15 protein-coding genes are annotated in these 12,255 nt (G+C 32.8%); 5 read left to right on the top strand and 10 right to left on the bottom strand.

The window, feature by feature from the left end; genetic code table 11:
• Nucleotides 1-79: 79 nt before the first annotated feature.
• The 4 genes from VRU49_RS11135 to VRU49_RS11150 form a co-directional block, all read right to left on the bottom strand.
• Entirely contained in the window at nt 80-1,498 is a 1,419-nt protein-coding gene (locus tag VRU49_RS11135; RefSeq protein ID WP_330146860.1) for a Glu/Leu/Phe/Val family dehydrogenase, read from the bottom strand.
• A 144-nt stretch (nt 1,499-1,642) separates the two neighbouring features.
• Nucleotides 1,643-1,861, bottom strand: a complete 219-nt coding sequence (locus VRU49_RS11140) for a CcmD family protein (protein WP_330146861.1) — start codon at nt 1,859-1,861, stop codon at nt 1,643-1,645.
• A gap of 10 nt (nt 1,862-1,871) precedes the next feature.
• Nucleotides 1,872-2,537, bottom strand: a complete 666-nt coding sequence (locus VRU49_RS11145; RefSeq protein ID WP_330146930.1) for a cytochrome c biogenesis protein — start codon at nt 2,535-2,537, stop codon at nt 1,872-1,874.
• Nucleotides 2,538-2,551: 14 nt separating this feature from the next.
• Nucleotides 2,552-3,205: a heme exporter protein CcmB gene (locus tag VRU49_RS11150; RefSeq protein WP_330146862.1), complete on the bottom strand. Its 654-nt coding sequence runs from the start codon at nt 3,203-3,205 to the stop codon at nt 2,552-2,554.
• 75 nt (nt 3,206-3,280) lie between these two features.
• On the opposite strand from VRU49_RS11150, the gene VRU49_RS11155 reads away from it, so the two are divergent.
• Nucleotides 3,281-3,769 (top strand): methylated-DNA--[protein]-cysteine S-methyltransferase, encoded by a 489-nt coding sequence (locus tag VRU49_RS11155; protein ID WP_330146863.1) that lies wholly within the window; start codon nt 3,281-3,283, stop codon nt 3,767-3,769.
• Between the two features lie 7 nt (nt 3,770-3,776).
• On the opposite strand, the gene VRU49_RS11160 is transcribed toward VRU49_RS11155, so the two are convergent.
• Genes VRU49_RS11160 through VRU49_RS11175 form a run of 4 tightly spaced genes read right to left on the bottom strand, consistent with a single transcriptional unit; the run spans nt 3,777 to nt 6,167 of the window.
• On the bottom strand, nt 3,777-4,181 hold the full coding sequence (locus VRU49_RS11160) for a hypothetical protein (RefSeq protein WP_330146864.1): 405 nt from the start codon (nt 4,179-4,181) through the stop codon (nt 3,777-3,779).
• 6 nt (nt 4,182-4,187) lie between these two features.
• Nucleotides 4,188-4,523 carry a gliding motility protein GldC gene (gldC, locus tag VRU49_RS11165; protein ID WP_330146865.1) on the bottom strand — a complete coding sequence of 112 codons (336 nt, stop codon included), beginning with the start codon at nt 4,521-4,523 and terminating at the stop codon, nt 4,188-4,190.
• A gap of 25 nt (nt 4,524-4,548) precedes the next feature.
• A complete protein-coding gene (locus VRU49_RS11170; RefSeq protein ID WP_330146866.1) occupies nt 4,549-4,827 on the bottom strand; it encodes a hypothetical protein in 279 nt (92 codons plus the stop codon).
• A complete protein-coding gene (locus VRU49_RS11175; RefSeq protein ID WP_330146867.1) occupies nt 4,827-6,167 on the bottom strand; it encodes a DEAD/DEAH box helicase in 1,341 nt (446 codons plus the stop codon). The genes VRU49_RS11170 and VRU49_RS11175 overlap by 1 nt, the downstream gene beginning before the upstream one ends.
• A gap of 202 nt (nt 6,168-6,369) precedes the next feature.
• Between VRU49_RS11175 and VRU49_RS11180 the strand changes: the two genes are divergently transcribed.
• From VRU49_RS11180 to hscA, 3 genes are all read left to right on the top strand, one after another.
• Entirely contained in the window at nt 6,370-7,704 is a 1,335-nt protein-coding gene (locus tag VRU49_RS11180) for a dihydroorotase (RefSeq protein WP_330146868.1), read from the top strand.
• On the top strand, nt 7,697-8,794 hold the full coding sequence (locus tag VRU49_RS11185) for a DUF3810 domain-containing protein (RefSeq protein ID WP_330146869.1): 1,098 nt from the start codon (nt 7,697-7,699) through the stop codon (nt 8,792-8,794). Before VRU49_RS11180 ends, VRU49_RS11185 begins: the two co-directional genes overlap by 8 nt.
• Nucleotides 8,795-8,869: 75 nt before the next feature.
• Complete coding sequence (gene hscA / locus VRU49_RS11190) at nt 8,870-10,726, top strand: Fe-S protein assembly chaperone HscA (protein ID WP_330146870.1); 1,857 nt, start codon at nt 8,870-8,872, stop codon at nt 10,724-10,726.
• A 48-nt stretch (nt 10,727-10,774) separates the two neighbouring features.
• Here the strand turns inward: hscA and VRU49_RS11195 are convergent, their stop codons facing one another.
• Complete coding sequence (locus tag VRU49_RS11195) at nt 10,775-11,194, bottom strand: OsmC family protein (RefSeq protein WP_330146871.1); 420 nt, start codon at nt 11,192-11,194, stop codon at nt 10,775-10,777.
• Nucleotides 11,195-11,273: 79 nt separating this feature from the next.
• The gene (locus VRU49_RS11200) at nt 11,274-11,693 is read right to left on the bottom strand and encodes a thiol-disulfide oxidoreductase DCC family protein (RefSeq protein WP_330146872.1); all 420 of its coding nucleotides are present in this window, start codon (nt 11,691-11,693) and stop codon (nt 11,274-11,276) included.
• Between the two features lie 92 nt (nt 11,694-11,785).
• Between VRU49_RS11200 and VRU49_RS11205 the strand changes: the two genes are divergently transcribed.
• Nucleotides 11,786-12,253: a nucleoside triphosphate pyrophosphohydrolase family protein gene (locus VRU49_RS11205; RefSeq protein WP_330146873.1), complete on the top strand. Its 468-nt coding sequence runs from the start codon at nt 11,786-11,788 to the stop codon at nt 12,251-12,253.
• Nucleotides 12,254-12,255 lie beyond the last annotated feature (2 nt).

The raw sequence follows: 12,255 nt of genomic DNA on the forward strand, positions 1-12,255 counted from the left end.
TTATTGATAAACCACCTTAATAACAAAAAATCCCGTAATCGGATAAACCAGTTACGGGATTTCTAATAAATATTAAATACTATGGCCAGATACCTAAGTTCATATAAGACATAGCAATTTTATCAATTGCACCAACAAAAGCTGCTGTTCTTAAAGTTTTGATATCCTTATTTTTAACCCATGTATTTCTAATTTCGATATAAGAATTAATCATGGTATCTTCTAATCCAGAATTTACTAACTCAATTTCAGACGCACCTTTAACAATTAAATCGCGGTGTTCTTTTAAAATGGTTTTTCCGGTAATATTTTCTAAAGTATTAATTAGAATTGCATTTGAATTGGTTGCATATCTATTTTCCATACGACCAAAAGCTACGTGCGATAAATTCTTTAACCATTCAAAATAAGAAACGGTTACACCACCTGCATTACAATACATATCTGGAATAATAATTCCACCCATTTCAGTAAATATTTCCTCTGCTTCTGGAGTACATGGTCCATTAGCTCCTTCAGCAATAATTTTAGCTTTAATATTCTTAATATTCTCTGAAGTAATTTGGTTTTCTAAAGCCGCAGGAACTAAAATATCGCATGGTTGCTCTAATCCTTCTTTTGAATTTTTAAACTCTTTTGCTCCTGGGAATCCTAAGATAGAACCCGTTGCTACTCTATGTGCAAATACCTCTTCTACATTTAAGCCATTTTCATTGTAAATTGCTCCTTCATATTCACATAAACCAACAATCGTAGCACCAAACTCAGCTAAAAACTTAGCTGAATGAAATCCAACGTTTCCTAGTCCTTGAACAATAACTCTTTTATTACCTAGACCTGCAGTTAAGCCTAATTTCTGCATATCTTCTGCATGATCTACACATTCTCTAACTGCATAAGCAACTCCTCTTCCTGTAGCTTCTTTACGACCACGTATTCCGTGTAAGGCAATTGGTTTTCCTGTAACACAACCCAAAGCGTCTAACTGACCAGGGTTCATAGTTTGATAAGTATCAGCAATCCAACTCATTTCGCGTTCACCTGATCCATAATCTGGAGCGGGAACATCAACTGCTGGTCCGATAAAGTTTTTCTTAATTAATTCTGTAGTGTATCTCCTGGTAATATTTTCAAGTTCTCCTACAGTATATTTTTTTGGATCAATACATATCCCTCCTTTTGCTCCTCCAAAAGGAACGTTCACTATTGCACATTTATAAGTCATTAATGCTGCAAGCGCCATCACTTCATCTTCATTTACCATATCACTATAGCGTATTCCGCCTTTTGTGGGACTCATATGGTGAGAATGTTCAACTCTCCATGCGTCTATAACTTCAAAACCATTTCCTCTTCTTATAGGAAATTGGAATCTATAAACACTGTTACAAGCTTTAATTTGCGACAATAGACCTTCTTGGTGGGAAGTATGCTTTGCGGCGTTGTCAAAATTTTTGCAGACATCTGCAAAGAAATTGGTATCAGAATGATTTGCCATTAGTTTAGGTTAGTTTTTTTTCAATTTTAATTTAGACGTAAATTTGATTAAAAAAAAACAAGATTTGCAAGAGGGAAAATCAATAGTGTAATTTATACACTATATAAATAATATCATAAATTGCGCATTTCTGCACTATTTCACTTATTTTTTCTTCTCGAAATTATTTTCAACTTTTTTAAGGCGTTTATCTAAATTAAAAAGATAAGCAAATACGCCTAGAACAATAATAACTAAACAACCTACTACCACATAGATTTTACCACTGCTGTACAATCCATCAGCCATTTCTACATTGCTTTCAGCTTTCGCAAAGGATAAGGTAACCAGCATTAAATAAATAAAACTTAATAACTTTTTCATTTTCAATAGGTTAATTTATTTCGTTAATTTTATTTTCTTGAACTTTTAATCTGGTGAAGAGACTAAATATCCAAATTCCTGTTAAAATCCAACCTAAACAAGCTGGATAAAACACCAATCTCATATTACTATCTAAATCATATGCATTAAATCCTGGATTTCCACCATTACCAGGATGCAAAGAATCTTGCATTCTTGGAAGTATAAACAATAATACGACCATCATAGGGAATGCAAAAACGTTATATACCGCAGCAATTTTGCCTCTTTTTTGTTCCTCATCCATTGAGTTTCTTAAAATGGAATAAGCAAAATATAATAAGATGGCTATGGCTGCAAAATTTTGTTTGGGATCCGAACTCCATGCTTGTCCCCAAGTAAATTTTGCCCAAAATGCTCCGGTTACTAACCCTAAAATACCTAAAACTATCCCAACATTAACAGCTTGAGAGGCTTTTATATCATGTAACATATCGCCAGTTGCAAGGTGTCTGATACTGTGATATACCGAAATACCAAACAATACTACCATTGAAAACCACATCGGCACATGAAAATATAAATTCCTTATGGATTCATTTAAAATAGCTAATGCTGGTACTTTAATTAAAAAACCCGCGATAACAGAGTATAGTACCAATAAAAATGCTAATATTTTCCACCAATTTTTCATGATAATATGTGTATGAATTAATCCCTATAAAGATAAGGGAATAGTAAAATAGAAAAAACTATTGCTAGTATATTTATAATTATTAATGTAAAAATTTCATCAACATTTGCTGAGTAATCTAAACCATCCATGGCATTTTTTGCCAGTTTAGACAATACAATTAAAGCTGGAATAATAATTGGAAAACTCAATATAGCCATCAAAACCCCACCATTACCTGCCTTACTCGCAATTGCTGAAATTAAAGTAAACAAGGTAGAAAAGGTTATGCTACCCAAAACAATGGTAATTAAATACATCCACAAATCGTGAGCTTGCATTTTAAAAAACATGGTATATAATGAAAACGCAATTAGCGTTAAGAAAATCATTAAGCAACAATTGTATAAAATTTTTGCCACCAATATTGAGGCTGGCCCAGCAAGTCCAGAAATATACATTTGTCGGCCCTTGCTATCTTGAAGGAAGCTTTTTGATACTGCATTAATTGCCGAAAAAAGCATAATTATCCAGAAAAGCGCATTCCATGTAAATTTTTCTACATGAATAATAATTAATGAAGAAACAAAAATGGTACTAAATACATAGAGAACAACTCCAGAAAGGGCAAATTTAGATCGCCATTCTAAAATCAGTTCTTTCTGAAACAATAATTTTATTTCTTTTAACATTTGCATTGGCGCAAAGATAGTTCACAATTTTTCTATTTTACAAAATGGTTTGTAGGAATGTTGTAATATTGTAATATGGCCAAAGAAGCATATCTATCTGTTTTACAAACCCCTATAGGTGATTTGAAGATTTTGGGTAATGAAAATTTTATCCACACAGTAAGTTTCACACAAAAATATGAAGAAATTTTCTCTGAAAATGATATTACTCGAATGGCTTATCATCAATTAAAAGAATATTTTGAAGGTACAAGATTCGAATTTGATTTTCCTTTTTCTCAATCTGGCACACCTTTTCAACAAGAAGTTTGGCGAAAATTATTGGAAGTTGAATATGCACAAACAAAAAGTTATAAAGAATTTTCGAGCTATTACCCTTTAGCTATTAGAGCTATAGCCGCCGCCAATGGCAAAAATAACCTCGCTATTATTGTTCCATGTCACCGAATAATTGGCAATAATGGCAAATTAGTTGGCTATGCAGGTGGTTTAGAAAGAAAAAGGTGGCTTTTAGAACATGAAATAAAAATTAAAGGTATCGGACAAGCTACCTTTAATTTTTAGTGAGTTATTAATTTATTTCTTTTACAACTTTAGTGCTTTTTACACTGAACAGTAAAAATACTATCCCTAAGAAAAGCACAACCCAACCCCATTGAAAATGAAGGGTTTTAGCTAATAATTTATCCGCTAGTTTAAAATTAAAATAATTATTTACTTTAAAATACACCGCTCCAATGCAAAGAAAATACCATACAAACAAAACGATTACCATTAGTCTAAATCCGGCCAATCTTCGAATTACAAAGAAAAATAAGCATACCGCAATCATACCATAGGTTATAAAGAACAATCTTGAATCTAATTGATATAAATTCCAACTGCCTTTAAAGGGAACTTTTAACATTGGAGAGATACTCGCAATTAAGCAAAGTAAAATACCAACATAAGCTCTAAACTTACTGATAACTAACATAATTATTTATTTTCTAGTATCTATACCCATTTTTTCAGCAAAATGAGCACAATAATCTCTTAAATCTTCAACTATATTTTCTTCGCCGGTTGCTTTTAAAAATGAATCGCCCATGGTTTGAAGGGTTTCATAGAAGAAACGTTTCATTTCATCAACTGGCATATCTTTAGTCCACAAGTCAATTCTAAGTGTATTCTTATAATTATGATCCCAAAATGCCATCATCAACGATTTTACAGGCACTTGTTCTTTATTGGCAGAATCTGTACTTTCCCATAACATACGCTCAGGAATATTTTGCTCATCTAACTCAACTGTAACTTTAATTTCTGCTTTTTTCATTTTATTATATTCTTAAATCCTATTCTTAAGGTAAAATACTTTTTAAAATTAAAACTATTACCGCCGTCAAAGTTATTAATGAAAGTTCAATTAACCACAATCTTTTTATTGAAGGAATCATCTTTCTAAAAATTAAATCAGAAATAAATGCAACTATTGCAGCCACTAGAAACAATACCACAAAAAGAATTTTCATGGCAGGAACTCCAATGGAGAACAATTGAATTTGATCAAATAATAACAATACAGCGAATACCAACAGGGCCGCAGCAATAAAATTTAATGGTGTAACTCTAATTTTCATTATTTCTTTTTATCGAAACGCTTTTTATTTGGTTTAAAAGATTTTTTATTTTTCACTTTAGCTTTTTCACGTTCTTTTGCTGCTATGGCAGCTGCATTTTTCTTTTCGTGAAAAGCGCCTTTGAATGTAGGGTCTTCTTTTCTTTTTTGTAAATCTATTTCCTTAGCAATTTGCTGATTTTCATTATAAGGCGTTTCTTCCACAAATACTTCTTTAGGTATTTCAGCAACTGGAATAGTTTGTCTTATTAATTTCTCAATTTTTTTAACATAATATTCTTCTGCTGGATTACAAAAAGTTATTGCATCACCTAGTGAATTAGCTCTTCCAGTTCGCCCGATTCGATGTACATAATCTTCAATAATTATTGGCACATCGAAATTAATAACGTGACTTACTTCAGACACATCAATTCCTCTAGAAGCCACATCTGTAGCAACCAGAACCCTTAATTCTCCATTTTTAAAAGCTTGCAAAGAATTAATTCTGGTATTCTGACCTTTATTAGCGTGAATTACGCGCACAGCATCTTCTCCAAATCTTCTACTTATAAAGCTGAATATATTGTCTGCAACTAATCTAGTTTTACAAAAAATAATCAATCGCTTAACTGCTTCTTCGTCCTTTAACAGATGTTGAAGTAGGTTTATTTTAGTTTTAAAATTTGGGACATAATAAAGTACTTGCGTTACTGATTTTGCTGGCGTAGCCTGTGGAGCAACTTGAATAATGGTAGGATGCTTTAAAAAATCGCCAGCTATTTTTTCTACTAACGGACTCATAGTCGCTGAAAACAATAAATTTTGACGTTTCCTAGGCACTACTTCCAAAATCCTATGTATTGATCCGATAAAACCCATATCCATCATTTTATCAGCTTCATCTAATACCAAATGTCTTAAATAGCTCGTATTAATTTTACCTGCTAAATAAAGATCTAAAAATCTTCCAGGCGTGGCTATTAAAAGATCACAACCTGCTTTTATACTATCTCCCTGTGCTTTACCTCCTACTCCACCATAAATTACTACAGTTCTTAAATCTGTATATTTAGAAAACAAGGTTACATGTTCTGAAATTTGCATTGCCAATTCACGTGTCGGCGCTAAAATTAACGCTCTTGGAGCATCTCCTTGAGCATATTTAAGCTGCATAATTAATGGCAAAACATACGCTGCTGTTTTCCCTGTACCTGTTTCCGCAATACCAAAAATATCTTGCCCAGATAATACAGGGCCAATTGCTTTTTCTTGTATTGGCGAAGGATGGGTAAATCCAGCATCTTCTACAGCATTAAGAATTTGTCTATTTAGCTTGAAATCTTCGAACGTTTTTACCATATCGACAAAGATACAAATAATCCCTTTGCTGTTTTATGCGTAAAAATCCATTCAAATAACACCCTAAATTTTGCCTTTGTAGATCAAAATCTTTAGTTAAGTTTTACTATTCCTAAACAGTATCTAAATTTCAAAAATTCTACCAGGTTAATTTTGATTTATTAGCCGAATTAAAAAAAAACTTATCCTTATATTTACCTACATGAATTCTTACCTCATAAAAGGTGCAACAATTGTTAATGAAGGCAAACAATTTGTAGCTGATGTTCTTATCCAAAATGGGATAATCGAAAAAATAAATCCGTCTATTTCACATCCTTCTGCACAAGAGATAAATGCTGAAGGATTATATCTTTTTCCTGGAATGATAGACGATCAAGTACATTTTAGGGAACCCGGATTAACGCATAAAGGAGATATTTTTTCGGAAAGTATGGCAGCAGTAGCTGGAGGAATTACTTCATTTATGGAAATGCCCAACACGGTTCCTAATACGTTAACTCAAGCGTTATTAGAAGACAAATATGCAATCGCTGCTGATATGTCGCTCGCTAATTATTCATTTTTTATGGGGGCTTCCAATGATAACATTGAGGAAGTTTTAAAAACAAACCCTAAAAATGTTTGTGGAATTAAAGTTTTCATGGGCTCATCAACAGGAAACATGTTGGTTGATAACACTGAAACGCTTTCAAATATTTTCGAAAAAGTACCCATGCTAATTGCTACACATTGTGAAGATGAAGCCACCATTAGGCAAAATTTACAAGCAGCTCAAGAAAAATATGGGGAAAACATTCCTGTGGAAATGCACCCGATTATTAGAAACGCTGAGGCTTGTTATAAATCTTCTTCTGCAGCAGTAGAATTAGCTAAAAAACACAACACACGACTTCATATTTTACATATTTCTACAGAAAAAGAGCTTTCCTTATTTTCTGATGCTCCAATTTCACCTGAAAAAAGAATCACTGCTGAGGCCTGCGTTCACCACCTGTGGTTTACAGATGAAGATTATGCTTCGAAGGGAAATTTCATTAAATGGAATCCTGCGGTTAAATCTAAATCAGATCGACTAGCGATTCGCGAGGCTATAAAAAGAAATAAAATTGATGTTATTGCCACAGATCATGCGCCGCATACATTAGAAGAAAAATCTAAACCTTATAGCCAGGCACCATCTGGCGGACCACTTGTTCAGCATGCACTACCGGCCTTATTAGATTTATGCCACGAAGGCGTTTTTACCCTCGAGGAAATTGTAAACAAAACTGCGCATAGTCCGGCTATTTGTTTTAACATAAGTAAAAGAGGCTTTATAAGAGAAGGATATTGGGCCGACTTAACATTAGTTTCTTTAAACGACCCTTTTAAAGTAACTAAAGCTAATATTTTATATAAATGTAACTGGTCACCTTTTGAAGGGCATACCTTTAAAAGCTCTATTGAATATACTTTTGTTTCGGGTAATTTAGCCTATTCAAAAGGAAAATTCACTTCAAATATGCCAGGTCAAAGGCTCGAATTTAATGCGTAAAAAAAGTTTTTCTTTAGAAAAAAGTGTCTTTAAGCTAATTGTATTAATTATAATCGCCATTCTATTAAATTGGCTTAAACACTATCCTTTTCTAATAGAAAATTTATATACAAATGGATTTTACCTTTATTGGTCCACACTATTAAGATTTGTGTTTGGCCAGATACCGTTTGCTATTGGCGATTTATTTTATGCAGTTTTTATAATTTTCCTGATTTATTCTGTTTTCAAAAGCATTAAATCCATTATTAAATCACGAAATAAAGGAGCTGAAGGAATTAAAAGGGGATTAAAATTCATCAATTTTACCCTCCTTTTTTATTTGATTTTTCAACTAAGTTGGGGCATAAATTATGCGAGACCCAATTTTAATTCAACTTTAAACTTAAGTGCTGATTATTATGAAAAAGCAGATTTAATAAATCTGGCAGACCTATTAATAGCCAAAATAAATAAAATAGATTATTCGAAAGTTAAAGGCTTACGCATTAACGATCATAGCACCCTAATTAAAAATGCTCAATCTGATTTTCAAAATTTAAAACTAAATAATCCTCAAACTAAATATCTATTTCCTTCTGTAAAACCATCTTTAAGCTCAATAGGTTTAAGCAAATTTGGCTTAGAAGGTTATTACAATCCATTTACTGGGGAAGCCAATGTAAATAGATTACTGCCTGCGGTTACCTTACCATTTACTTATGCTCATGAAATAGCGCACCAAATGAGTTTTGCTAGGGAAGACGAAGCCAGTTTTATGGCTTATATAGCTGGTATAAAAAGTAATAATTTATCCTCTAAATATTCAGCCTATTTTGCAGCATTGAATTATGTATTATTTGAATTGTATAAAATAGATCCCAAACAATTCCAAGAAGTCTATAATTTAACCCCCCATAATTTTAAGAGTGATTTTAATGAGGAACGGACATTTTGGAAACAGCATAGATCTTTTTTATTTGATTATATGAGTTCAATGATCGACTCATTTCTAAAAGTTAATCAACAAGAAACAGGCATTTTAAGCTACCGAGAGGTGGTTATATGGATTTATAACTATCATAAAAATGAACTTCCTGCCAAACGCTAAGACGGGCCTATCTTTTACAAGTGTTTGACAGCCTTTATTACCATAAATTAACATTATAATCGCTAATTTTGCAGTATGGCAAAAATCGCAATTAATTTAGCAACCGGTTCTTTACAAAAAGAAGATATTATTGTTGGAATTGATTTAGGCACCACTAATAGTTTGGTCGCTTTTATAAATCCTGACAAAAATCCTCAAGTAATTAACGATACTGGAAAGGGACTATTAGTGCCATCTGTGATTCATTTTGGTGAAAACGAAACCATAACGGTTGGAAATGAAGCTAAATCATTTTTAACCACCGATCCATCAAACACCATATTTTCTATTAAAAGATTATTGGGAAGAGCTTATAATGATATTTCAGACAAAGCGAATTTATTTTCTTACAAAATAATCGACGACAATACAGATAGTTTGGTTAAAATTCAAGTTGGGAATAAGTTTTATACACCAATTGAATTATCTGCGAAAATATTAGCGGAATTAAAGGAAAGAGCAGAACATGCTTTAAAAACTCCTGTAAATAGAGCTGTAATAACCGTACCTGCCTATTTTAATGATACCCAGCGTCAGGCTACTAGAGATGCAGGTAAATTAGCAGGATTAGATGTATTAAGAATTGTAAACGAACCAACGGCTGCCAGCCTTGCTTATGGAATTGGTATCCAACAAGATGAACCTAAAAAAGTAGCTGTTTACGATTTAGGAGGCGGTACTTTTGATGTTTCTATTTTAAACATACAAGACGGCATCTTCGAAGTATTGTCTACACATGGAAATACATATTTAGGAGGTGATGATTTTGACCGTGCCATAGTAAAATATTGGTTAGAAAAACAAAACATTGCACCAGAAACCTTTGAAAACGATAAAGAACTTACTCAAGTATTCCGACTTAAAGCCGAAGAAGCAAAAATTGCTTTATCAACACAACAATTATTTAATGAAAAAGTCGGTGAATATTGGTTTACACTTGATAAAAACACATTTGAAAGCTTAATTAGCCCATTAGTTAACCAAACCTTAGAAGCTTGCAAACAGGCTTTGGAGGATGCCCATTTAACTATAGAAGAAATAGACGAAGTAATACTAGTGGGCGGATCAACTAGAACGCCGTTTGTAAAACAACAAATTGCAGAATTTTTCAATAAAACTCCGCACGACAATCTAGATCCTGATCAAGTTGTAGCTTTAGGTGCAGCCATTCAAGCCGACATTTTAGCGGGCAACCGTTCCGATATATTGTTGTTAGACGTAACCCCATTATCGTTAGGAATAGAAACTATGGGCGGACTAATGGATGTTATTATCCCTAGAAATGCTAAAGTACCTAATAAAGCGGGCAGACAGTATACAACATCTATAGATGGTCAAGTAAACATGAAAATCACCGTTTATCAAGGTGAAAGAGACTTAGTTAGTGAAAACAGAAAATTAGCAGAATTTGACTTAAAGGGTATTCCAGCTATGCCAGCTGGCTTGCCTAAAGTGGATATTAATTTCATCTTAAACGCTGATGGCATTTTAACCGTTCAGGCAATCGAGTTAAGATCTGGCGTAAAACAAGAAATAGAAGTAAAACCGAGCTACGGATTAACCGATGAAACAGTAGAAAAAATGTTGATTTCTAGTATAGAAAATGCTCAGCAAGATGTTTCTGCGAGAATGGTAATCGAAGCTAGAAGTGAAGGCGAACAGTTAGTTTATACGGCAGAAAGATTCATCGAAAAAAATAAATCTTTTCTTTCAACCGATGAAATTGAAAAAACCACGACTTACATACAAGCTCTAAAAGAAGTTTTAGATAAAGGCGATAAAGACTTAATTCTTGAAAAAACAGAAGCTTTAAACGAGTTTACTAGACCATTTGCAGAAAGAGTAATGGATGCAGCGGTTAGCCAAGCTATGAAAGGTAAATCTTTAAATTAAACCATAAAATCTCGATTGTTTACGAGACTTTATGGTTTAAATACTAGTTTACGAATTGATATTTAATGAATAGGTGATTTCTATTCCACCTGCAGCCAACATATCGTGAACTGAACAATATTTTTTAACGGCTAATTCTGCTGCTTTTTCAGCTTTTTCAGGATCAATTTTACCTTCTAAGTTGAAAGTTAAATGAATTTTAGTGAAAATATTAGGTACTTCCGACCTACGTTCGCCTTCTGTATCAACCGAAAACTTCGTAATTTCTTGTCTTTGTTTTTTAAGAATCGTTACTAAGTCTAAAGAACTACAAGAAGCTAAGGCAAGCAATACCATTTCCATAGGTCTAACACCTAATTCTTGTCCACCAATATCGGGTGGTCCATCAATATGCACTTTAACTTTTGAAGATGGAGCCGTTCCTTCAAAATGAACAGCATCGTTTACTAAATGCAACTGGACTTTCATATATAATTTTGATTTAATTTGATTTGAAATAAACCAAAAGTACTAATTTAACAAGGCATCACAAAGAAATTGAAATCATTTATAAAATAGGTTGATCTATAAATCTCCAAGCAATTTCAGGCGTAGGCACCCAACATTCCTCCTTCTTACCCCAAATTTTATTCCTGTTATTAGCAATCCATCCATATACCCAATCCCTGAAAAATTTAGGAATAAAATAAAAGCAAAAAAGCAATGGCCATAATCCATCTAATTTTCTTGCAATTTGCAGTGCTGCCGAAGAAGCTGTAAAAATTCTATCCCCTTTTTTAAGGACAACCCCTTTTTTTAAGGCTGATGAAGAGAATTCTTCCCCTAAACATGTTTTCGCAAATTCACTTTGTAAGGAAGCGAATTTAAAATTCAATTTACTATCTCTTTTAATAATAAATTGAACCGATGAATTACATAAATTACATAATCCATCAAAAAATATAATTTGATCTTCTTGTTCAATCATTTTATCATCCACCGAACTAAAATTACTAAATCTTTATTAATTCTCCTTTTTATAAAACCTGAAATAACTTATCTTCAACAAAAATTTAATACATGGAAGATCCTAAGACTTTAACGGCTGTAGCCGAATTTCATCAAACATTTAAACACCCCATTGTAGCTACTCCTTCAATTCCTTCGAGAACAAGATCAGAATTACGCGTTTCTTTAATCGCTGAAGAACTAAAAGAACTTCAGGAAGCAATAGATGACAATGATATTGTAGAAGTTGCTGATGCCTTGTGTGATATTCAGTACGTACTTTCTGGAGCAATTTTAGAATTCGGATTGGCGGATAAATTTAAAGCGCTTTTTGAAGAAGTTCAGAGATCTAATATGAGCAAAGCTTGTAAAACTATTGAAGAAGCTGAAGCTACTATTGCTCATTACCAAGCTAAAGGAACTGAAGGATATTACAAACAAGAAGGTGATTTATTCTTAGTATTTAGAAAAGGTGATAACAAAACCTTGAAATCTATAAATTACTCGCCTGCTGATTTAAAATCAATATTAAATTCTTAACA

The organism is Pedobacter flavus (genome assembly GCF_036324285.1).
Lineage (GTDB): Bacteria > Bacteroidota > Bacteroidia > Sphingobacteriales > Sphingobacteriaceae > Pedobacter > Pedobacter flavus.